This window comes from Streptomyces thermoviolaceus (assembly GCF_045209695.1).
In the GTDB taxonomy this organism is placed as follows: domain Bacteria; phylum Actinomycetota; class Actinomycetes; order Streptomycetales; family Streptomycetaceae; genus Streptomyces; species Streptomyces thermoviolaceus.
On the sequence record NZ_CP109280.1, the window covers coordinates 484121 to 505631 of the forward strand.

At 73.0% G+C, this 21511-nt stretch carries 18 protein-coding genes, 1 tRNA gene and 1 pseudogene; 13 read left to right on the top strand and 7 right to left on the bottom strand.

The annotated features are described in order from the left end of the window. The first annotated feature begins 56 nt into the window (after positions 1-56). From OG899_RS02195 to OG899_RS02220, 6 genes and pseudogenes are all read left to right on the top strand, one after another. Positions 57-515, top strand: coding sequence for a MarR family winged helix-turn-helix transcriptional regulator (locus OG899_RS02195; protein WP_229813782.1), 459 nt, complete (start codon positions 57-59; stop codon positions 513-515). 127 nt (positions 516-642) lie between these two features. After that, positions 643-1839: pseudogene (locus OG899_RS02200) on the top strand (MFS transporter); the annotation flags it as partial. A 210-nt stretch (positions 1840-2049) separates the two neighbouring features. Further along, positions 2050-3072 carry an RNA polymerase sigma factor RpoD/SigA gene (locus tag OG899_RS02205; RefSeq protein ID WP_125498994.1) on the top strand — a complete coding sequence of 341 codons (1023 nt, stop codon included), beginning with the start codon at positions 2050-2052 and terminating at the stop codon, positions 3070-3072. A 507-nt stretch (positions 3073-3579) separates the two neighbouring features. Then, positions 3580-4707 (top strand): ABC transporter permease, encoded by a 1128-nt coding sequence (locus tag OG899_RS02210; protein WP_168130935.1) that lies wholly within the window; start codon positions 3580-3582, stop codon positions 4705-4707. Further along, on the top strand, positions 4704-5420 hold the full coding sequence (locus tag OG899_RS02215) for an ABC transporter ATP-binding protein (RefSeq protein WP_125498992.1): 717 nt from the start codon (positions 4704-4706) through the stop codon (positions 5418-5420). Before OG899_RS02210 ends, OG899_RS02215 begins: the two co-directional genes overlap by 4 nt. Before the next feature lie 61 nt (positions 5421-5481). Then, positions 5482-6093, top strand: a complete 612-nt coding sequence (locus tag OG899_RS02220) for a TetR/AcrR family transcriptional regulator (protein ID WP_125498991.1) — start codon at positions 5482-5484, stop codon at positions 6091-6093. Between the two features lie 134 nt (positions 6094-6227). Here the strand turns inward: OG899_RS02220 and OG899_RS02225 are convergent, their stop codons facing one another. After that, the gene (locus tag OG899_RS02225) at positions 6228-7457 is read right to left on the bottom strand and encodes a hypothetical protein (protein WP_168130934.1); all 1230 of its coding nucleotides are present in this window, start codon (positions 7455-7457) and stop codon (positions 6228-6230) included. 1031 nt (positions 7458-8488) lie between these two features. Here OG899_RS02225 and OG899_RS02230 point away from each other — a divergent pair. Next, on the top strand, positions 8489-9493 hold the full coding sequence (locus OG899_RS02230; protein WP_168130933.1) for a Gfo/Idh/MocA family oxidoreductase: 1005 nt from the start codon (positions 8489-8491) through the stop codon (positions 9491-9493). Between the two features lie 146 nt (positions 9494-9639). On the opposite strand, the gene OG899_RS02235 is transcribed toward OG899_RS02230, so the two are convergent. From OG899_RS02235 to OG899_RS02250, 4 genes are read right to left on the bottom strand one after another with little or no spacing between them, the layout of a single operon-like run. Beyond that, positions 9640-10542 carry a sugar phosphate isomerase/epimerase gene (locus tag OG899_RS02235; RefSeq protein WP_125498988.1) on the bottom strand — a complete coding sequence of 301 codons (903 nt, stop codon included), beginning with the start codon at positions 10540-10542 and terminating at the stop codon, positions 9640-9642. A 1-nt stretch (position 10543) separates the two neighbouring features. Next, on the bottom strand, positions 10544-11452 hold the full coding sequence (locus OG899_RS02240; protein WP_125498987.1) for an ATP-binding cassette domain-containing protein: 909 nt from the start codon (positions 11450-11452) through the stop codon (positions 10544-10546). A 7-nt stretch (positions 11453-11459) separates the two neighbouring features. Beyond that, entirely contained in the window at positions 11460-12536 is a 1077-nt protein-coding gene (locus OG899_RS02245; RefSeq protein WP_373296674.1) for an ABC transporter permease, read from the bottom strand. Then, on the bottom strand, positions 12536-13549 hold the full coding sequence (locus OG899_RS02250) for a sugar ABC transporter substrate-binding protein (protein ID WP_168130932.1): 1014 nt from the start codon (positions 13547-13549) through the stop codon (positions 12536-12538). The genes OG899_RS02245 and OG899_RS02250 overlap by 1 nt, the downstream gene beginning before the upstream one ends. A gap of 249 nt (positions 13550-13798) precedes the next feature. On the opposite strand from OG899_RS02250, the gene iolC reads away from it, so the two are divergent. The 4 genes from iolC (at position 13799) to iolD (ending at position 18564) form a co-directional block, all read left to right on the top strand. Beyond that, positions 13799-14761, top strand: a complete 963-nt coding sequence (gene iolC, locus OG899_RS02255) for a 5-dehydro-2-deoxygluconokinase (RefSeq protein WP_168130931.1) — start codon at positions 13799-13801, stop codon at positions 14759-14761. 51 nt (positions 14762-14812) lie between these two features. Further along, positions 14813-15691: a deoxyribose-phosphate aldolase gene (locus OG899_RS02260; RefSeq protein ID WP_168130930.1), complete on the top strand. Its 879-nt coding sequence runs from the start codon at positions 14813-14815 to the stop codon at positions 15689-15691. Between the two features lie 79 nt (positions 15692-15770). Continuing rightward, on the top strand, positions 15771-16664 hold the full coding sequence (gene iolB / locus OG899_RS02265; protein WP_168130929.1) for a 5-deoxy-glucuronate isomerase: 894 nt from the start codon (positions 15771-15773) through the stop codon (positions 16662-16664). A gap of 7 nt (positions 16665-16671) precedes the next feature. Next, positions 16672-18564 (top strand): 3D-(3,5/4)-trihydroxycyclohexane-1,2-dione acylhydrolase (decyclizing), encoded by a 1893-nt coding sequence (gene iolD / locus OG899_RS02270; protein WP_168130928.1) that lies wholly within the window; start codon positions 16672-16674, stop codon positions 18562-18564. A gap of 317 nt (positions 18565-18881) precedes the next feature. Here iolD and OG899_RS02275 read toward each other — a convergent pair. Then, positions 18882-18955: transfer RNA gene (locus tag OG899_RS02275), tRNA-Pro, on the bottom strand. Between the two features lie 103 nt (positions 18956-19058). On the opposite strand from OG899_RS02275, the gene OG899_RS02280 reads away from it, so the two are divergent. Both OG899_RS02280 and cobF read left to right on the top strand, forming a co-directional pair. After that, on the top strand, positions 19059-19712 hold the full coding sequence (locus OG899_RS02280) for a DUF309 domain-containing protein (RefSeq protein ID WP_168130927.1): 654 nt from the start codon (positions 19059-19061) through the stop codon (positions 19710-19712). Between the two features lie 141 nt (positions 19713-19853). Beyond that, entirely contained in the window at positions 19854-20627 is a 774-nt protein-coding gene (cobF, locus tag OG899_RS02285) for a precorrin-6A synthase (deacetylating) (RefSeq protein WP_125498979.1), read from the top strand. Positions 20628-20721: 94 nt separating this feature from the next. Here cobF and OG899_RS02290 read toward each other — a convergent pair whose 3' ends face one another. Beyond that, positions 20722-21468 carry a cobalt-precorrin-6A reductase gene (locus OG899_RS02290; protein WP_168130926.1) on the bottom strand — a complete coding sequence of 249 codons (747 nt, stop codon included), beginning with the start codon at positions 21466-21468 and terminating at the stop codon, positions 20722-20724. Positions 21469-21511: the final 43 nt, after the last annotated feature.

Consider the following 21511-nt stretch of genomic DNA (forward strand, 5'->3'; position numbering starts at 1 on the left):
CGTTTCGTGACCGGCCGGGTCTTGGTTCCGCACCGCACCAGGTGCATCATGCACTTATGCATAAGCGGGTTATGGACACCGGCTCCCCGGAGACCTCCGGCGAGGACCTGATCATCGCCGTGGAGCAGATGGTCCGGTACGTCCGGCAGAGCGCGACGACCGGCGGACTGAGCATCGCGGCCAACGCGGCCCTCGGACGGCTGAGCCGGGAGGGCCCTCAGCGGCTGACCGAGCTGGCCCGGGCGGAGAACGTCTCCCAGCCCAACATGACGCAGCTGGTCACGCGGATGGAGCGGGCCGGTCTGGTCCGGCGGGTAGCCGACCGCACCGACGGCCGCGGAGTGCTGGTGGAGGTCACCGACACCGGCCTGGAACTGTTCCTGCAGCGGCGTGCCGAGCGCGCCGAGGCACTGGAACGCCTCATCGCGGAGCTGTCCGAGCCGGAACAGCGCGCGGTGCGCATCGCCCTGCCGGCACTGGCCCGCGTGATCCGGGAGCACCGGGAGCGTCCCTGAGCCCGCCGCACACGCCGCCGGGCGCGTCCTCGAGCCCGCAGACACACCCTCGCCGTCCCCGTCGCCGCACATGTGCCGGGCGCGAGTCGCCGCACGTGTGCCGCTACCCGAGTGGAGAGAAGCGGTCATGAGCACACCGCACGGTAAGAGTTCCAGTCCGTTCCGGCAGCCGAAGGCCGTGTGGGCCGTGGCCTTCGCCTGCGTGATCTCGTTCATGGGCATCGGTTTGGTCGACCCGATCCTGCCGGCGCTCGCGGAGAACCTGCACGCCTCGCCCAGCCAGGTCTCCCTGCTGTTCAGCAGCTATCTGATAGTCACCGCGGTCGCGATGCTGATCGTCGGCTGGTTCTCCAGCCGGTTCGGGGCCAAACGCACCCTGGCCATCGGCCTGACCGTCATCGTCGTGTTCTCCGCGCTGGCGGGGTCCACCGGCTCCATCGACGGCATCGTCGGCTTCCGCGCCGGCTGGGGCCTGGGCAACGCCCTGTTCATCGCCACCTCCCTGGCGGTGATCGTCGCCTCCGCCAGCGGCGGCTTCGGCGGCGCGATCGTCCTCTACGAGACCGCCCTCGGCCTGGGCATCGCCGTCGGCCCCCTGCTGGGCGGTGAGCTGGGCGCCATCAGCTGGCGCGGCCCGTTCTTCGGTGTCGCCGTGCTCATGGCCGTCGCGCTGGTCGCCACCCTCGCCTTCGTGCCGCCGCTGCCCAGACCGGAGCGCCGCACCTCGCCGCTGGCGCCGCTGCGGGCGCTGCGCCACCGCGGCCTGCTGACCATGGGCATCATGGCCCTGCTGTACAACTGGGGCTTCTTCACGATGCTCGGCTACGCCCCCTACCCGATGGAGCTGGACGCGCACCAGCTCGGCCTGGTCTTCACCGGCTGGGGCCTGCTGGTGGCCGCCTTCAGCGTCGTGTTCGCCCCGCGGCTGCAGGACCGTTTCGGCACGGCGAAGGTCCTGTACGCCAACCTGCTGGGCCTGAGCATCGTCATGGCGGTCATCGCCGCCGGGGTCACCACGCCCACCGTGGTCATCGTGGCGGTCATCGTCAGCGGCGCCTTCATCGGCATCAACAACACCCTCACCACCCAGGCCGTCATGCTCGTCTCCCCGGTCGAGCGCCCGGTGGCCTCCTCCGCCTACGGCTTCCTGCGGTTCATCGGCGGCGGCCTCGCCCCGTACGTGGCGGGCGAACTGGCCGACGCCACCGACCTGAGCGTGCCGTTCTACCTGGGTGCCGCCACCTTCCTCCTCGCCATCCCCGTGCTCGCCAGCGGCCACCGGCTGCTCGCCCGCGCCGAGGCGGGAACCGCCGAGGACGAGTCCGCTCCGGCACCCGGGGCCGCCGACAGCCCGGCCGCGACCGACGCCCGCAGGTGATCGCCGCCCGCAGACCGTGACCGTGCCGCCGTCGTCGTCCGGGACAGCCGCCGCGCCCGGACGACGGCGGCACGTCCGGCATGACGCCGAGGGGCCCGGGTACCCGTTGCAGCTCGCAAGGACAGCGGAGTAGTGCAACGGGACGGAGGACGGCCGATGTGCGCACGTGCACGCGCACGCGACGCGACGGATGTGCGGGAGACCCGTCGTGCCGCCGAACGCTCCGCACGCCCCCGCAGCCGCGCCCCGGAGCCCGGCGACGAGGCGGATCTGCTCGGCCAGTATCTGCGGCAGATCTCCGCGACGCCGCTGCTGGACGCCCAGGACGAGGTGCGGCTGGCCCAGCGCATCGAGGCCGGGGTGCGCGCCGCCGAGGAGCTGGAGCGGGCCGAGGCCGAGGGCCGCCGGCTCGACGAGCGGCACCGCCGGGACCTGGAGGCCGCCGTGCACGACGGCGAGCACGCCAAGGACCACATGATCCGGGCCAACCTGCGGCTCGTGGTGTCGATCGCCAAACGCCACGCCCATCGCGGTCTGCCCCTGCTCGATGTGATCCAGGAGGGCAACTGCGGGCTGATCCGGGCCATCGAGAAGTTCGACTACACCAAGGGCTTCAAGTTCTCCACGTATGCGACCTGGTGGATCCGCCAGGCCATCGAGCGGGGCCTGGCCCAGCACGCCCGCACGGTGCGGCTGCCCAGCCATGTCGTGGAGCAGTTGCAGAAACTCGCGAAGGTGGAACGCCGGCTGCAGCTGCGCCTCGACCACGAGCCCAGCGACGAGGAGGTCGCCCGGGAGAGCGGGCTGAAACCCGAGCGGGTCGCCTGGCTGCGCCGGGTGGGCCGGCACGCGGTCAGCCTCGACACACCCGTCGACGACACCGGCGAGACCGTCGTCGGGGATCTCATTCCGGCCACCGATGTGCTGCAGGCGCCCGAGATCGCCGAGTACCGGGCCCTCGCCGAGGAGCTGCGCGACGCCCTGGGCACCCTCGGCCCCCGCGAGGCCATGATCCTCAGCCTGCGCTACGGGCTGCACGACGGACAGCCCCGCACCCTGCAACAGGTGGCCGACCAGGTCGGCCTGACCCGGGAACGCGTGCGCCAGCTGGAGAAGCAGTCGCTGGCCCACCTGCGGGCACCGGAACGCGGCGAACGCCTGCTGGACTGGGCGAGCTGACCGGCCGGGTGTGCCGTCCCGTGGGCGCCCCGGAGGACGTGCCGGAGCGCCCGCGACCGGCTGAACACCACGAACACCCCGGCACGACACCGGTCCGCATCCACGTGCGGGCAGGATCCTTGTGGCCGATGCTCCACGAGACCCGTGCTCTCCCGACGCCACGGTCCCGCGAGAAGGAGCTGCGTGCAACGGCGCGCTCGCCGATGCCCGCGCCGGGACAGCAGATCTCTCGGCCCGCTTTGAAGCCGTGAGCACCAGCTCGGTGACCAGTCCTCCCTGAGCGGTCCGGCCGGTCGGCGGAGACGGTACCGGCCTCCGGCGAAGCCGGGCCGCGCCCGCGCATGGACCGACCGGCGTGGGGATCCGGCCGACTGGCGCGACAAGGGTGCCGACAGGCGCGTCGGCAACTTCCGATAAGATGCCGACGCCCACGTCGTCAAGTTACGGCAAAGAGGCGGCGTGGCCTGTCCGTCGTGTCCCCACTTCCTTCCTCGCTCGGAGAGCTCCGTGTTCCTTGCCCTACGCGATCTGCGCTTCGCCCGCGGTCGCTTCGCCCTGATGGGCGCGGTGGTCGCGCTCATCGGCGTCCTCGGTGTCCTCCTGTCCGGGCTCGCCTCCGGTCTGGCGGACGCCGGCATATCCGGGCTGCGCGCGCTGCCCATCACCCACATGGCCTTCGACGAGAAGGCGACCAGCGAGCAGTTCTCCCGCTCGACCGTGGAGCAGGAGGACTGGCAGGCCTGGGCCCAGGCCCCGGGAGTGGAGCGCGCGGAGCCGTTCGGGAACACCCTGGTCAATGCCCAGGTGACGCAGGGCGCCAAGAAGGGGGAGCAGGTCAACCTCGCCGTCTTCGGCATGGCACCGGACTCCCCTCTGGCACCCAGCCCCAGCAAGGGTGAGGGCCTGAAGGACGGCAGTGCGGGCATCGTGATCACCCGGGAGATCGCCGACCTGGGTGTGGAGATCGGCGATGTGCTCACCGCGGACAAGAGCGAGGTGCGGCTGAAGGTCGTGGGACTGGTCGACGAGACCGTCTCCTACGGACACATCGGCGTCGTCTACGCGAACCTCGACACGTGGCGGCATCTGCACTACGGCCTGCCCGGCGACCTGCCCGAGGCCGCGAGCCGGCAGGCCACGGCCGTGGCCCTGACCCTGAAGCCGGACGCCGATGTCACCGCGGTGGAGAAGGCGACCGGGACCCGGGCCGAGACCAAGGAGGCCACGTTCGACGCCTCCCCCGGCTACGAGGCCGAGTCGAGCACCATGGCTCTGATCAAGGGCTTCCTCTACGTCATCTCCGCCCTGGTCGTCGGCGCGTTCTTCACCGTCTGGACCGTGCAGCGCAAACCCGAGATCGCCCTGCTGAAGGCACTGGGCGCCCCCACCGGGTACATCCTGCGCGACGCGCTCGCCCAGGTCGTCGCCGTGCTGGTCGTCGCCACGGCCGTCGGCACCGCCGTCGGCCTGGCCCTGGGCAGCGCGATGATCGGCAAGGCACCCTTCTCCCTCTCCGCCCCGGCCGTCGCCACCTCCTCCGGCCTCCTCGTCGTCCTCGGGACCGTGGGCGCCGTCGTAGCCGTCCGCCGCATCACTGCCGTCGACCCCCTGACCGCTCTGGGAGCTGCCCGATGACCACATCCGCCACCGACCACCAGGCCGCCGCGGACACCGAACGCTCCGGCGGGCTGCGCCTGGACGACGTCACCCTCGTCATCGGTGACGGCGACACCGCCGTCACCGCCCTCGACCACGTCGGCCTGACCGTCGCCCCCGGTGAGTTCGTCGCCGTCGTCGGCCCCTCCGGGTCCGGCAAGTCCAGCCTGCTCGCCGTCGCCGGCGGCCTGCAGCGGCCCACCTCGGGCACCGTGCGCATCGCCGGCACGGAGCTGACCGCCCTGTCGGACAAGGAACGCACCGCCGCCCGCCGTCGCCACATCGGCTTCGTCTTCCAGCAGTCGAACCTGCTGGCCTCCCTCACCGTCAGGGAACAGCTGCTGCTGCCCCTGCACATCGACGGACGCCTCGACGCCGCGGCGCGCACCCGCGCGGACGAACTCATCGAGGCAGTCGGGCTGACCCACCGCGCGGGCTCCCGTCCGCACCAGCTGTCGGGCGGCGAGCGCCAGCGCGCGGGCCTCGCCCGCGCCCTGATGACCTCCCCCGACGTCCTGCTGGTGGACGAGCCCACCTCGGCGCTGGACCGGGTGCGCTCGGCCGAGGCGGTGCGGCTGATCGCCGAGCAGACCCATGAGCGTGGAACGGCCACGGTCATGGTCACTCACGACACGGCGATAATGGACGCCGCCGACCGGGTGTACGAGATGGTCGACGGCCGCCTGTCCTGACCGGGCCGTCGGCCGACACCGCATTCCCGGCCCCGTCCACCCCTCCAGGAGTCCGCCCCGCATGCCGAAGATCAACGCCTCCACCGTCGCCGAGCACCGTGCCCAGCAACGCGAGGCGCTGATCGCGGCGGCGATCGACATCCTGGTCGACGAGGGCGCCGCCGCCGTCACACCCGCGGCGGTCGGCGCCCGCGTGGGCCTGGCCCGCTCCAGCGTCTACCAGTACTTCGACTCCTCCGCAGCCCTCCTGGCCACCATCACGGAGGAAGCCTTCCGGCGCTCCAACGAGGCACTCGCCCGCGCCGTGGCCGCGGCGAACGGCCCACTGGAACGCGTCGAGGCGTTCTTCGCGGAAAGCCTCCGCCTGGGCGCCGAAGGCGCACACCGGCCCGCCGTCGCCCTCATGGACGCCGGCCTTCCTCCGGCCTGCCGGCAGCGGCTGACGGAACTCCACCTGGAACAGGTCGAGCCGTTCCGCGCCGCCGTCCGGGAGCTCGGCGTCCCCGAGCCCGCGCTCACGGCCGACCTGATCGCCGGAATGCTGCACACCGCCTTGACCGCCGTCGAGAACGGCACCCCCCTCGACGCGGTCACACAGCGCACCCTCGCACTCGTGCGCCGCTGCCTCACCCCGGCCGCCGGCACCGCCCGCTCACCGGAGGAAGGCACCTGAAGCCCGCTCTGCCGAAGCACCTCGGCGCCGCGGCCCCAGCAGCGCACCCGGCGCCGGGCGGGCACTCCGGCCGACGGTCGCCCGCCCCTCCCTCTCTGCCCCGCGTTCGCGCCTGAAGTCCCGGTGTTCTGCGCCTACAGCAGGTTCATGTCCGTGACGTCGCGGTAGCGGAGCACCACCCCGACACCGTCCGTCAGCAGCGTCTCGTCGGGCGGGAGGACGACCAGTTCCGCTCCGGTGCGCACGGTGGCGTACAGCAGGGCGGAGGCGGCCGGCTGCGGCTGGGCGTCGGTCATGCCCAGGGACGCCGCCTCGTCGCCGGTCAGGGCGATCCGCCCCGACCGCTGGTCGAACCACAGGTGTTCGGGAAGCTTCAGGGGTGTGCTGAGCAGGACGGCCTGGGCCTGGCGGCGTCGCAGGGCCCGTACGACGGCGGCGGTGCCCTCCGACCGGCTCCGGTGCCGGGCGCGCTGGGTGAAGAAGACGTCCACGAACCGCTCGTCCTCCCTGCTCAATCCCCCGTCGAGCACCTGGGCGAGGTGGGACTCGGCGAGGGCACGCCGGGCGGGGCAGCCGTGCGCGGCGACACCGTCACCGGTGTCCGTCCCACCGCACGCGTGGGTCCCGGTGGCATCACCGGCGTCCATCACATGGGGGACGTCGGGGCCGTGTTCGTCGCAGTCGATGAGGGTGAGGCTGTTGCGGAGGTGGATCGGCAGACGGTCGATCAGGGCGTCCGCCAGGCGGGGCGCGCCGTCGTCCCGGCACACCACGACGACCTCGGCGTGCCGGCCGTCGGCCAGGTCCACCAGATCGCAGGCGACCTGTGCGGCCTCGTGCGGCCAGTCCCGCACCGGCAACCGGCGGGTCAGCCGCTGCCCCGGAGCGAGACGGCCGGCGGGCCACCGCCCGGCCTCGCCTGCCACGTGCACCTCCCCGGCGCCGTCCGGGCGGCCGTCGGTGCCGGCCGCGGCGGCGGGGTCGCCGCGGGTGAGGACGACGGCCAGGTAGGGGATGTCGGGTGCGTGGGCGAGGGCGACCGGCAGCAGGTCGGCCAGCGCGCCGAACCGGGCGGTGTCGTGCTCGGGCGGGTCGGGGAGTCCGACGGTGAGGGCGAGGTGTCCGTGCGTGGCGAAGAGTGCCTGCCCATGACGTCCGGGGATGTCGCGGTCCGTGCCGACCGCCGCGTCCAGGGCTTTGAGCGTGGCCTCGTCCGCCCCCTGGGTGCGCAGCGTCGTCCGCAGGTGCCGCCAGCGCCGTGCGATCGCCCGGTCCGGGTCCTCGCCGTCCCTGGAGGTGTCCATCAGGACGCCGGCCCAGGGACCGGGTGCGCCGGTGACGGGTTCCAGGAACGACAGCTTCATCGTGCCCCTCGGGTCCCCTCGTGCCCCGCTCGTCGGCGCCCCGGGTACCCGGCAGATGCGGACGCCAATCGTGGGCGCGCCGCCGCCGGGCGTGCGGAGGGTGCGTGCGGGCAAGTCGGCCGACGGGCGGTGTCGTCGCGGGCCGCCCCCGCGGTGTGCGCAGCGCGACGAGGCCGATGAAGACGGCCGAGACGACACCGGCCAGGGCGAAGGCGCTGAAGCCCCGCTCGCCGTGGTCCGCGGCGAGCAGCTGTCCGCCCGGCCACGGGCCGAAGACGGCTCCGCAGCGGCCCATGCCGGAGGTGAAGCCGACGGCGGTGGCACGGATGACCGGGGCGGAGGGGATGGAGACGGTCGCGCAGATCAGGGTCCGGGCGCTGTTGCGGAACACGCCGGTGAGGAGGACGAGCAGGAAGGTCGCGCGAGCGGCATGCGCACGCCGAGCAGGCGGGGCGGGCAGATCGGTGACCGGGCACCGAGGGCACCCCGCCCCGTTCCGTGCGCCGGCCGCCGGAACGGCACGGCTCGGGCGGGGAGCGTTCGCGGGGTGGGGCCGTGGCCGGACACCCGAGGTCCGCTCGGCTCGCCGGTGCCGGCGTCGGCCGGGCGGGCGGGCATGGCGCACGGGCCGGTCCGGGACCCCATACCTGTCCATACCTGTCGGGAGACCGGCGCGGATCGGCTGAAGGATTTGTGCTGAAGCGTTTTTCAGGTGCCTTCGCCGGTTGTCCGAGAGGGTTTGTCAGGACAAGAATGGCGGCAGCGTGTGGCGTTCGTGACCGACCGAAAGGACGCCGATGTCCGTCGTCTTCTCCCACCGTGACGTCCGACTGTCCGGGCAGGACGGCGACCCCGACGCCCGTCGCACCGCCCTCGTGTGTGGCCGGCGTCCCTCGGCCGTTCCCGTGTCCTTGCGCCGGTGACCGTCGGCACACCCCGACGGCACACCCGTGACCGCACACCGACGCCGCACGCCCCGGACCGTTCCCCTCGCACGTCCTGTCGGCCAACGCACATCGGAGCTGCCGTTCATGCGTATCGCGATTCTCGGCCTCGGCCGTATCGGCGCCTTCCACGCCGAGACCCTGTCCCGTCTGGACACCGTCGAGTCACTGCTGGTCTCCGACCCCTCCGGGCGCGCCGCCGCGGCCGCCGCCGAGCGGTTCGGAGCCGAGGTCGCGGCCTCTCCCGAGGCCGTGTTCGCCGCCGGGGTGGACGGGATCGTGGTGGCCGCCGCGACCGACGCCCACCCGGAGCTGATCCTCGCCGCCGTCGAGGCGGGCATCCCGGTGTTCTGCGAGAAACCGGTGGCCCGCACGATGGAGCAAGGGGTGAAGGTGTTCCACGCCGTCCAGGACCGGGGTGTGCCGGTGCAGATCGGCTACCAACGCCGTTTCGACGCGGGTTTCGCCGCCGCGCGGGCCGCGGTGCGCTCCGGCGCGCTGGGCACCCTGCACACCGTGCGCTCCACCACCCTGGATCCGGAACCGCCGCCCGCGGCGTACATCGCGGCCTCCGGCGGCATCTTCCGGGACTGCGCGGTGCACGACTTCGACATCATCCGCTGGGTGACGGGCCGTGAGGTCACCGAGGTGTATGCGACCGGCGGCAACCGTGGCGCTGCCTACATCGAGGACGCCGGGGACGCCGACACCACCGGTGCGGTGCTCACCCTGGACGACGGCACGATCGCGGTGGTGTCCAACTCCCGGCACAACGGCCGGGGTTACGACGTCCGGATGGAGCTGCACGGCTTCACCGACTCGCTCGCGGTGGGCCTGGACGACCAGCTGCCGCTGCGCTCGGCCGAGCCCGGGGTGTCCTTCCCCGCGGGCACGCCGCACACGTTCTTCATGGACCGGTTCGCCGACGCCTACCGGGCCGAACTCGTCGCGTTCACCGAGGTGGTGGCGGGCGGCAGGCCCTCGCCCTGCACCGTCGAGGACGCCCTGGAGGCGGGTTGGATCGCCGAGGCGTGCACCCGGTCGCTGCACGAGCACCGGCCGGTGCGGGTGGAGGACGTACGGACGGTCTGAATCGCGGCGAGGGGCCGGTCCCGCCCGTCACGGCGGGACCGGCCCCCTTGCTGTACGACGGCAGGGCGCGGATGCAGCCCCCTTGCCGAGCGGCGGGACGGCAGGACACGGCACAAAGACACGGCCCCTGCCGCGCCGCGTCGTCCTCACACCCCGCAGGACCGCAGGAACCTGCGGGTGCGGACGGCGATCGGCAGAGGTTTGTCCGGCGGGCAGGGATACATGTCCTGCTCGACGATCGCGAACAGGTCCACACCCAGCTTCTGCGCCGCCTGCAGCACCGGTTCCAGCGCCGGCACACCCGTGGGCGGCTCGCACATCACGCCGCGCCGCACCGCCGGCCCGAACGCCACCTGGTTCGCCACCACGTCGGCGAGGATGTCCGGGTCGACCTGCTTCAGGTGCAGGTAGCCGATGCGTTCGCCGTAGGTCTCGATGAGTTCGACGCTGTCGCCGCCGCAGTAGGCGTAGTGCCCGGTGTCCAGGCAGAGACCGACCAGGGCGGGGTCGGTGGCGTCCAGGAAGCGTTCGACGTGGGCCCGGGTGTCGAGGTGGGTGTCGGCGTGCGGGTGGACGACGATGTCAAGGCCGTAGGTGTCCTTCACCTGGCGGCCCAGGCGTTCCATGCCCCGGGTCAGGTGGGTCCACTGCTCGCTCGTCAGCTCCGGGGGTTCCAGGATCTCGGCGGTCTTGTCGTCGCGCCAGAAGGAGGGGATGACGACGAGATGCCGGGCGCCCATGGCCTGGGTGAGAGCGGCGACCTGACGCACATGGTCCCAGGTGGAGTCCCACACGTCGGGGCCGCGGTGCAGTGCGGTGAAGACGGTGCCGGCGGAGACCCGCAGATTGCGCTTGTCCAGTTCGCCGGTGAGGCGGGCGGGGTCGGTGGGCAGGTAGCCGTAGGGGCCGAGTTCGATCCAGGAGTAGCCGGCCTCGGCGACCTCGTCGAGGAAGCGGTGCCAGGGCACCTGCTGCGGGTCGTCGGGGAACCACACACCCCAGGAGTCGGGGGCCGAGCCGACCCGGATGCGGTCCAGCACCTCAGTCATGTCATCCGTTCCCTTCCGAGGGGTCCGGCCGGGAGCCGGGGGCCGGTGCGTCGGGCAGCTCCTCGACGTCGACGCCGCGGACCTGGGCCAGTTCGTGCTTGAGCGCGGCGAGTTCGGCGCCGCCCGCCATGTGGTCGGTCAGCTCTTCCAGGGTGACCTCGCTGCGTGCGGCGGACAGCTCCACGGTGCCCAGGCGCAGCACGGTGAAGTGGTCGCCGACCATGTAGGCGTGGTGGGGGTTGTGGGTGATGAAGATGACGCCGAGGCCGCGGTCGCGTGCGGCGGCGATGTACTTCAGCACCACCCCGGACTGTTTGACGCCGAGCGCGGCGGTGGGCTCGTCCAGGATGAGCACGCGGGCGCCGAAGTGCACGGCGCGGGCGATGGCCACGCACTGGCGCTGACCGCCGGAGAGGGTGCCCACGGGCTGTTCGAGGTCGTCCAGGACGATGCCCATGGCGCGCAGTTCCTCGTCCGCGGTCTTCTTCATCCGGGCGATGTCCAGACGGCGGAAGGGCCAGGGCCCCTTGGTGAGTTCCGAGCCGAGGAAGAAGTTGCGCCACACCGGCATCAGCGGCACGGTCGCCAGGTCCTGGTAGACGGCGGCGATGCCCCGGTCCAGGGCCTCGCGCGGGCCGGCGAACCGTACGGGTGTGCCGTCGACCAGGAACTCGCCCTCGGTGTGCTGATGCAGCCCGGAGATGATCTTGATGAGGGTGGATTTGCCGGCGCCGTTGTCGCCGAGCACGCAGGTGACCCGGCCGGCGTGCACGGCGAGGTCGACGCCGTGCAGGGCGCGGACGGTGCCGTAGGACTTGCCGGCGCCGCGCAGCTCGACCAGTGGCCGTTCGTCCCCGGCCGGGGTGTCGGTGAGGACGGCGCCGTGGGGTGCCGCGTTGTCGGTGGTCATGGGGGTGTCACCTCCGGGTCGCCGTGCGGTGGACCCACAGATTGATCAGGACGGCGCCGAGCAGCATCACGCCGAGGAACGCCTTGAACCAGTCGGGGTTCCAGCCGGCGTAGACGATGCCCTGGTTGACCATGCCGAACATGAAGGCGCCGAAGACGGGTCCGATGGCGGAGCCGTAGCCGCCGGTGAGCAGGCAGCCGCCGATGACGGCGGCGGCGATGTAGATGAGTTCGTTGCCCACACCCTCGCCGGACTGGACGGTGTTGAAGGAGAACAGCTGGTGCATGCCGACGAACCAGGCCCCGAAGCCGACCAGCATGAACAGGGAGATCTTGGTGAAGGTGACGGGCACACCCACGGCGCGGGCGCTGTCCTTGTCGCCGCCGACCGCGAAGATCCAGTTGCCGTACTTGGTGCGCAGCAGCACCCAGGTGGCCAGGGCGGCGAACACCAGCCACCACACCACGGTGATCTTCACCTGGACCCCGCCGATGTCGAACGAGGAGGCGAAGAGGGCCTTGGCCTGGTCGAAGCCGTCCATGTCGCTGATGTCGTCGGTGGCGACGTTGCCGGTGACCAGCTTGGTGACGGCCAGGTTGACACCTTGCAGGATGAGGAAGGTGCCGAGGGTGACGAGGAAGCTCGGCAGCCCGGTCCTGACCAGCATCCAGCCGTTGAACGCGCCGATGGCGAGCGACACCGCCAGGGAGACGATCACGCCGGTCCACACGTTCAGGGTGAGCTGGTAGCTGAGCATGGCGGCGGTCAGTGCGGAGGTGATGACCGCGACACCGGCGGACAGGTCGAACTCGCCGCCGATCATCAGCAGGGCCACCGGCAGGGCCATGATGCCGATGGTGGACGACTGGTAGAGGACCGTCGCCATGGAACCGCCCTGGCGGACCGTGGGCGCGACGGCCAGGAAGAAGACCAGCACGGCGAGGGCGCCGAGGAACACCCCGACCTCCGGGCGGGCGAGGAGCCGGCGCAGCGGGGAGCGCCGTACGGTGCGGCCCGCCTGCTGCCTCTCTCCGGGGGCCGGTCCGGTACCCGCCGCGGGCGCGGCCTGGTGGGTCATGTCGATCACCGGGTGCCCTTCGCGGCGAACGAGGCGACCTTGTCGACGTTGGACCTGTCGACGAAGGCGGGGCCGGTGAGCACCGGCTCGACACCGCCGCCGCTGTAGTTGCCGTTGTTCTTGTACAGCCACAGGGAGTCGACGGCCAGGTAGCCCTGCAGGTAGGGCTGCTGGTCGACGGCGAACTCGATGTCGCCCTTCTGAATGGCTCCCGTCAGGTCCTTGTTCAGGTCGAAGGTGGCGACCTTCGCCTCGCTGCCGGCGTCCGCCACCGACTGCACCGCGGTCAGCGCGAACGGCGCGCCGAGGGTGACCACGTGGTCGATGCCGCCGTCCTGCTTGAGCTTGGCGGTGATGGTCGACTTCACCGACGGCATGTCGGTGCCGTTGACGTAGAGGATCTCGGTGGTGCCCTTGAACGTCTTCCTCACCCCGTCGCAGCGCTGGGTCAGGCCGACGTTGCCCTGTTCGTGGATGACGCAGACGGCCTTCTCGGCGCCGACGTCGTTCAGTCGGTTCCCGAGCGCCTCACCCGCCACGCTCTCGTCCTGCCCGAAGAACTCCAGCAGCCCGAGTTCCTTCCAGTCGGCGAGGCCGGAGTTCAGGCCCACGACGGGTATGCCGGCGGCGACCGCCTTGCCGACCACGGCCTTGAGGGCGTCGGGTTTGGCGAGGGTGACGGCGATGCCGTCGACCTTCTGGTCGATGGCGTTCTGCACGAAATTGGCCTGGTTGGCGGCGTTGGGGTCGGCGGAGTAGACGAGTTTGATGTTGTCCTTGGCGGCGGCGGCCTCGGCGCCCTTGCGGACGATGTCCCAGAAGGTGTCGCCGGGTGCCTGGTGGGTGACCAGCGCCACCGTCATCCGGGGGGTGTTCGCCCTGCCGGCGGAGGCGGCGGAGGCGCTCTCCTCGGCCTTCTTGCCGCCGGAGCTGCTGGAGCAGCCGGCGAGGGTCAGGGCCACGGCGGCGGCCAGAGCGACGGCGGGGGCGAGTCGGCGGGAGCGAAAAGTGCGGTCCATCGTTCCGGCACCTCACTGTGCGACGAGGGGAGGTCTCCGGGATCCAAACCCTTGCCCGAGCCCGCTGTCAATACTTTGTCCTGACATCTCTTCATGCCCTTCCCGGGCCGCAGGTCCGAATGTCAGTACAAAACATTGACAGTGTGCCGTGCGGCGTCCTACACCTGGGAGGCGGCAGGCACCGGGGCTCGCGTCTCCACCGTGGCAGGGCTCCCGGGGTCGTGCACCCGAGCCCAGCGAGGAGCGTCCATGCCCGAGTCCGTCCCGTCCTTCGACCTGATCACGATGGGCCGTATCGGAGTCGATCTCTACCCCCTCCAGTCCGGTGTACCCCTGGAGCAGGTGGAGTCCTTCGGCAAGTTCCTCGGGGGTTCGGCCGCCAATGTGGCGGTGGCCGCCGCACGGCTCGGCCGGCGCAGCGCCGTCGTCACCCGCACCGGGGCGGATCCCTTCGGCACGTATCTGCACCGGGCGCTGCGCGAGTTCGGTGTGGACGACCGCTGGGTGACACCGGTGGACGCCCACCCCACCCCGATCACCTTCTGCGAGATCTTCCCGCCGGACGACTTCCCCTTGTACTTCTACCGGCGGCCCAAGGCCCCCGATCTGGAGATCCGCGCGGACGAACTCGACCTGGCCGCGATCCGCTCCGCCCGCATCTTCTGGATGACCGGCACCGGACTGAGCGAGGAGCCCAGCAGGTCGGCCACGCTCGCCGCGCTCGAGGCCCGCGCCAAGGCCGGCATCACCGTCTTCGACCTGGACTGGCGCCCGATGTTCTGGTCCGCCCCGGAGGCCGCCCGCCCGCACTACACCGAGGCGCTGCGGCACGCCACCGTGGCCGTCGGCAACCTCGCCGAGTGCGAGATCGCCACCGGTGTGCGCGAGCCCGCCGCCTGCGCCGAGGCGCTGTTGGCGGCCGGTGTCGAGCTGGCCGTGGTCAAGCAGGGGCCCAAGGGCGTCCTGGCGGTGCACCGCGACGGCACCCGGGCCGAGGTGCCGCCGGTGCCGGTCGAGGTGGTCAACGGTCTCGGCGCGGGCGACGCCTTCGGCGGCGCGCTGTGCCACGGCCTGCTCGCCGGGTGGGGCCTGGCGGCGACGATGCGGTACGCCAACGCCGCCGGTGCCCTGGTCGCCTCCCGTCTGGCCTGCTCCTCCGCCATGCCCACCCCGGCGGAGGTCGAGGACCTGCTGGCCCGTGCCGTCGCCTGACGGGACCCGTCCCGCCACCACCGCAGCCGTCCCGCTGAACGGAGCCCTCCTGTGAGCGTCAGCATCCGCGATCTCACCGCGATCCGCGCCCGGCACCCCGAGGCGGTCGCCGAGGCCGCCGCCCGCCGGATACGCCGCCCGCTGCTCGGCGACAGCGGCCGCCTGATGATCGTCGCCGCCGATCATCCCGCACGCGGTGCCCTGCGCGTGGGCGACCGGGAGCTGGCCATGGCCGACCGCGCGGACCTGCTGAACCGGTTGTGCGTGGCCCTGTCCCGGCCCGGCGTGGACGGGGTGCTGGCCACCGCCGACATATTGGAGGACCTGCTGCTGCTCGGGGTGCTCGACGGCAAGGTGGTCATGGGCTCCATGAACCGCGGCGGCCTGGCCGGGGCGTCGTTCGAGATGGACGACCGGTTCACCGGGCACCGCGCCCGCGACCTGGCCCGGCTCCGTTTCGACGCCGGCAAGCTGCTGCTGCGCATCGACTACGACGACCCGGGCTCGCTGGCCACCCTGGAGGCGTCGGCCCGCGCCGTCGACGAGATGGCCGAGGCGGGCCTGCCGGTGTTCGTGGAGCCGTTCATCTGCCGCCGCCTGGGCGGGAGGGTGGTCAACGACCTGTCCGCCGAGGCGGTCACCCGGGCCATCGCGATCGCCTCGGGCCTGGGCGGCACCTCCGCCTACACCTGGCTGAAGCTTCCGGTCACCGCGGACCCGGACGACATGGCCGACGTCCTGCGGACCTCCACGCTGCCGACCGTGCTGCTCGGCGGCGAGGTCGGCGGCGACCAGAAGGCGGCCTACGCGCGCTGGCGTTCGGCGCTGCGGCTGCCCACCGTGCAGGGCCTGGTGGTGGGCCGTTCCCTGCTCTATCCGGCCGAGGGCAGTGTCGAGCAGGCGGTCGACACCGCCGTGAGCCTGCTGTGAGCGGCAGCCGGGCCCGCCGGACCGTACCCGGTGAGGAGCACTCCCCCGTGACCGAGCCCGCCGATCTGGAGGCTTCGCGATGACCAGCCCGTACCACCTCCCCGCCGGCAAGGCAGCCGACGGCCCCTACACCGTGCACGTCAGCCCGGAGACAGCCGGGTGGGGCCACTCCCACCTGCGCGTCCTCGACCTGCCGGCCGGCGGCTCGCACACCTTCGACACCCGGGACAGCGAGTGGATCGTGCTGCCGCTCGCCGGTGCCTGCACGGCGACCGTCGACGACGACTCCGGCGCTCACACCTTCGACCTCGCCGGCCGCACCGGTGTGTTCGACGCGGTCAGCGACTTCGCGTACGTCCCCCGGGACGCCCGGGCGACCGTGTCGTCCGCCGCCGGCGGCCGGTTCGCCCTCACCGGCGCCCGCTGCACCCGACGCCTGCCCGCCCGCTACGGGCCGGCCTCCGGGGTGCCCGTGGAGCTGCGCGGCACCGGCAGCTGCTCCCGCCAGGTGAACAACTTCGCCGCGGCCGACGTGTTCGAGTGCGACAGGCTGATCGCCGTCGAGGTGATCACTCCGGGCGGCAACTGGTCGTCGTTCCCGCCGCACAAGCACGACGAGCACCGGGCGGGCGAGGAGTCGGTCCTGGAGGAGATCTACTACTTCGAGTTCGCCGCCCACGACGGCGTCCCCGGCCTCGGCTACCAGCGGGTGTCGCCGTCCGGGCAGGGCCGGAACACCGACGTGCTGGCCGAGGTGCGCGACGGCGACGTCGTTCTCGTCCCCGACGGCTGGCACGGCCCGTCGATGGCGGTGCCCGGCCACCACATGTACTACCTGAACGTCATGGCGGGCCCGGACCCCGAGCGGGCCTGGCTGATCAGCGACCATCCCGACCATGCCTGGATCCGCGGCACCTGGCCCGCCCGGCCCGTCGACGCCCGCCTGCCCCTGTACACCGCCCCGTCCTCGTGAGGTAGCGATGAGCGAGCCGAGCACGACTCAGAACACGGCGACGATCCGGCTGACCGTCGCCCAGGCCCTCGTGCGGTTTCTCGCCGCCCAGTACACCGAACGGGACGGGGAACGGCAGCGGCTGATCGCCGGCACCTGGGGCGTCTTCGGTCACGGCAACGTCGCCGGCCTCGGTCAGGCACTGGTCGAGTACGCCGACGTCATGCCCTTCCACCAGGGCCGCAACGAGCAGGCGATGGTGCACGCGGCCGTCGGCTTCGCCCGGCAGCGCGGCCGGCTGGCCACACAAGCGGTGACCACCTCCATCGGCCCGGGCGCCACCAACCTGGTCACCGGCGCCGCGCTCGCCACCATCAACCGCCTGCCGGTGCTGCTGCTGCCCGGCGACTACTTCGCCGCGCACACCGCCGACCCGTTGCTGCAGCAGCTGGAGCACCCGACGCAGGCGGACGTGTCGGTCAACGACGCGCTGCGCCCGGTCTCCCGCTGGTTCGACCGGATCACCCGCCCCGAGGCCCTGATCCCCGCCGCGCTGCAGGCGATGCGGGTGCTGACCGACCCGGCGGAGACCGGCGCGGTCACCCTCGCCCTGCCGCAGGACGTGCAGGCGGAGGCGTTCGACTGGCCGGAGGAGTTCTTCGCCGAACGGGTGTGGCACATCCGGCGCCCCGCCCCCGACCCGGCCGAGCTCGCCACGGCCGCCGACGCGATCCGGGCGGCACGGCGTCCGCTGATCGTGGCGGGCGGCGGCGTCCACCACAGCGCGGCCGAGGAGGCCCTGGCGGCCCTGGCGGACGCCACCGGCATCCCGGTCGCCTCCACCCAGGCCGGCAAGGGCTCGCTGCGCCACGACCACCCGGCCGACGTCGGCGGCATCGGCCACACCGGCACCGCGGTCGCCGACCACCTGGCCCGCACCGCCGACCTGATCATCGGCGTGGGCACCCGTTACACCGACTTCACCACGGCCTCCGGCACCCTGTTCCAGCACCCTCACGTCCGCTTCGTCAATCTCAACATCACCGCGTTCGACGCGCACAAACTGGCCGCCGCCACGGTCGTCTGCGACGCCCGCACCGGCCTGACCGCACTGCGCGAGGCCCTGGCCGGACACCGCGTGGCGGACGCCTACGCCGCCGAGTACCGCGACGGCAAGCAGCGCTGGGAGGAGGTCGTCGAGGCCGCCCTGCGCGCGCCGGACGACAGCGCCCAGCCGACCCAGACCCAGGTGATCGGCGCCCTGGACGAGGTGGTCGGCGACGAGGACGTGGTGATCAACGCGGCCGGCTCCCTCCCCGGCGACCTGCACAAACTGTGGCGGGCCCGCTCCCCGCGCCAGTACCACCTGGAGTACGGCTACTCCTGCATGGGCTACGAGATCCCCGCCGCCATCGGCGTCCAGCAGGCCGCCCCCGGCACCCCGGTGTGGGCCCTGGTCGGCGACGGCACCTACCTGATGATGCCGACGGAGATCGTCACCGCCGTGCAGGAGGGCCTGCCGATCACCGTGGTCCTGCTGCAGAACCACGGGTACGCCTCCATCGGCGGCCTGTCGGAGTCGGTCGGCGCCGAACGCTTCGGCACCGCCTACCGCTACCGCGCCGCCGACGGCAGCTTCACCGGTGACCCGCTCCCGGTCGACCTCACCGCCAACGCGGCCAGCCTCGGCATGGACGTGCTGCGCGCCAAGACCGTGGGCGAGCTGCGCGCGGCGCTGCGCACGGCCCGCGGGGCCGACCGGCCGACGTGCGTGTACGTCGAGACGGACCCCACGCCGACCGCTCCCCCGGCCGAGGCCTGGTGGGACGTCCCGGTGGCCGGCACCTCCACCCGCGAGGCGGCGATCCGGGCCCGCGAGACCTATGTGCGCGAGGCGGCGGCGCGGCGGCGGCATCTGTGAGGGTGCGTTTCGTCGGGGGGCCGGTCCGCCGTGGCGGAGCAGCATCGGCGCGGCGGCCGCCCGGCGTCCGCGCACGGCACCACGCTGCCGTGCCCCCGTACCGAGGCGCGGTGCCGGCCTCCGGTCGGTCACTGCCGCGGGGCGTTCAGCAGGTCCTCGGGCAGACGGGCCGGCCGGACACGCATCTGCCGGCCGTGCCCGACGGTGGCGAGCGCGGCCGCGGCGGCGGTTCCCGACCGGCAGCGGGGTGCGCTCGCCCAGCCCGCAACACGAGAAGGGTCTTCGCGGACCGCTGTCCACGAAGACCCTTCGTGCTGTCGGGACGACAGGATTTGAACCTGCGACCCCTTGACCCCCAGTCAAGTGCGCTACCAAGCTGCGCCACGTCCCGATGCGCTCACCGGCGGTCACCCGCCCGAACGCGCGAAGGTCACTTTACCGCACTCGGCGGGCTGGGCCGAAGGGGGCGCGGGAGACCGGGGGACAATCGGCGTATGAGCAGCACATCCTCCGGCCGTCCGGCCGACGAGCGGAACGAGGACCACCGGGACGACCCGGGCACGGGCCGGGAGGGACTGAGCCGGACGGACCGCGACCGGGACCGGGACCGGGACCGGGACCGAGCCCAGGACCGGGACCGGGACCGGGACCATGAAGGGCGGGCGCGCAACGCCCGGCCGCGCGACGGGCTGGGGCGCCCGCTGCCCTACGGCGCCGAGGGCGTGCCCCGGCAGCCGGAGGGTGTCGTGCGCACCCCGGACGAGACCGTCGCCGAGGCGCAGGCTCTGCTGGACGCCGGCCGGCCGTTCCACGCCCACGAGGTCTTCGAGGACGCCTGGAAGTCCGGGCCCGGATCGGAGCGGATCCTGTGGCGCGGGCTGGCCCAGCTCGCGGTCGGGCTGACGCACGCGGCGCGCGGCAACGCCACCGGAGGCGCCCGGCTGCTGAGGCGCGGCGCGGGCGCGGTGCGGGAGTGGGTGGCGGAGACCGGGGTGCGGCGCCCGCACGGCATGGACACGGCCGGCCTGGTGGCGTGGGCCCGGGACCTGGCGGAGCTGGTGGAGAGCCGTGGCGCGGCGCGACCGGTGGACGCGGCGGAGCACGCGCCCCGGCTGCGGGGCGAGGCGGCGGCTCCGGGGAGTGCCTGAGGTCCGCCGGGCCTGCGGACGGGGCATGCACCGTACCGTCGGGGTCGGTGCGCGGGCCCGGCCGTCCCGGTCGAAGCGGCGCCGGTGGCGGCGGTGGCGACCGGTGGCGGCGGTGTCGGTGCGGTACGGCAGACTCGGGGTGTGCGAAAGATCCATGTCATCGGCATCGGTGCGGGCGACCCCGAGCAGCTGACCCTGCAGGCGGTCAGGGCGCTGCGCGAGACGGACGTGTTCTTCGTCCTGGACAAAGGCGAGGTGAAGGCGGACCTCGTGCAGCTGCGCCGGGACATCCTGCGGACGCACGTGCCGGAGGGGACGTACCGGGTGGTGGAGGCGCGGGACCCGGAACGGGACCGGTCGGCGGGCGGCGCCGCCTACTCCCCCGCCGTCGGTGACTGGCGCAGCGCCCGCGCGGACATCTACGAGCGGCTGATCGCCGAGGAGCTGGGCGAGGACGAGCGCGGCGCGTTCCTGGTGTGGGGCGATCCGGCGTTGTACGACAGCACGCTCGGGATCCTGGAGGAGGTGCTGGCGCGGGGGGCGGTCGCCTTCGACCACGACGTCATACCGGGCATCAGCAGCGTCTCGGCTCTGGCCGCCCGGCACCGTACGGGGCTGAACCGGGTGGCCCGTCCGGTGCAGATCACCACCGGCCGCAGGCTCGCGGAGGGGTTCCCGGAGGGCGTGGACGACGTGGTGGTGATGCTGGACGCCCACCAGGCCTTCCGGGCGTACGCCGACCAGGACATCGACATCTACTGGGGTGCGTACCTCGGCACCCCGGACGAGATCCTGGACTCCGGTCCTCTCGCCGAGGCCGGTCCGCGCATCGAGCGGCTGCGCGCCGAGGCCCGGGCGCGCAAGGGCTGGATCATGGACACCTACCTGCTGCGCCGGCGGCGGCCGGAGCAGTGAGGGACTGCAGGCCGCAGGGCTGACGGGGCGGGGAGGCGGGGCTGTGTCGCGCCCTGCCGGGCGGTGCCGGGTCCGCCCGGGCGGAGCGGAGTCCTCACTGTGCGGGCAGGTCCAGCAGCGCCAGGGCCGACGGCACGTCCGGGACCGCGCTCACGCCGTCCGGCAGCGGTGGCCGGCGTACGACGACGACCGGCAGGCCGAGGTGGCGCGCGGCGGTGAGTTTGGCGGCCGTCGCGGTGCCGCCGCTGTCCTTGGTGACCAGCACGTCGATGCGGTGTTCCCGCAGCAGGGCCGTCTCCTCGGGCACGGTGAACGGTCCGCGGGCCAGCAGCGCCGTCAGGCGGGGCGGCATCGGCGGTTGGGGCGGTTCCACGGAGCGCAGCACGAAGTGCAGGTCCGTCAGGTGGGCGTAGGCGGCGAGGCCCAGCCGTCCGGTGGTGAGGAACACCCGGCGGCCCAGTTCCGGCAGCAGGCCGGCCGCGGCGGTCTGGGAGGCCACCAGGTGCCAGCGGTCGCCGGGGCCCGGCTGCCAGCCGGGGCGGCGCAGCACCACCAGAGGGATCCCGGTGGCCCGGGTGGCCTCGGCCGCGTTGCGGGTGACCGAGCGGGCGAAGGGATGGGTGGCGTCGACGACGGCGGTGACGTGGTGGTCCCGTATCCAGGCCGCCATGCCGTCCGCTCCGCCGAAGCCGCCGATGCGCACCCGACCCGCGAGGGCGCCCGGCCGGCTCACCCGGCCGGCCAGCGAGCTGGTCACCCGGACGCCGGGGTGCGCCGCGAGTGCCGCGGCCAGTTCGCGTGCCTCGGTGGTGCCGCCGAGGACCAGGACGTGCGCAGGCATGCCGCCGAGCCTACGGGGCAGTGGCGGAGGTCCGGCGGCGGGG

Coding starts and splice junctions, on each gene's coding strand:
- OG899_RS02280 (WP_168130927.1), top strand. CDS start 19,059: ATGAGCAGCACATCCTCCGGCCGTCCGGCCGACGAGCGGAACGAGGAC.
- OG899_RS02205 (WP_125498994.1), top strand. CDS start 2,050: ATGTGCGCACGTGCACGCGCACGCGACGCGACGGATGTGCGGGAGACC.
- OG899_RS02195 (WP_229813782.1), top strand. CDS start 57: ATGCATAAGCGGGTTATGGACACCGGCTCCCCGGAGACCTCCGGCGAG.
- OG899_RS02235 (WP_125498988.1), bottom strand. CDS start 10,542: ATGACTGAGGTGCTGGACCGCATCCGGGTCGGCTCGGCCCCCGACTCC.
- OG899_RS02250 (WP_168130932.1), bottom strand. CDS start 13,549: ATGGACCGCACTTTTCGCTCCCGCCGACTCGCCCCCGCCGTCGCTCTG.
- iolC (WP_168130931.1), top strand. CDS start 13,799: ATGCCCGAGTCCGTCCCGTCCTTCGACCTGATCACGATGGGCCGTATC.
- OG899_RS02230 (WP_168130933.1), top strand. CDS start 8,489: ATGCGTATCGCGATTCTCGGCCTCGGCCGTATCGGCGCCTTCCACGCC.
- OG899_RS02215 (WP_125498992.1), top strand. CDS start 4,704: ATGACCACATCCGCCACCGACCACCAGGCCGCCGCGGACACCGAACGC.
- OG899_RS02240 (WP_125498987.1), bottom strand. CDS start 11,452: ATGACCACCGACAACGCGGCACCCCACGGCGCCGTCCTCACCGACACC.
- iolD (WP_168130928.1), top strand. CDS start 16,672: ATGAGCGAGCCGAGCACGACTCAGAACACGGCGACGATCCGGCTGACC.
- OG899_RS02220 (WP_125498991.1), top strand. CDS start 5,482: ATGCCGAAGATCAACGCCTCCACCGTCGCCGAGCACCGTGCCCAGCAA.
- OG899_RS02290 (WP_168130926.1), bottom strand. CDS start 21,468: ATGCCTGCGCACGTCCTGGTCCTCGGCGGCACCACCGAGGCACGCGAA.
- OG899_RS02225 (WP_168130934.1), bottom strand. CDS start 7,457: ATGAAGCTGTCGTTCCTGGAACCCGTCACCGGCGCACCCGGTCCCTGG.
- iolB (WP_168130929.1), top strand. CDS start 15,771: ATGACCAGCCCGTACCACCTCCCCGCCGGCAAGGCAGCCGACGGCCCC.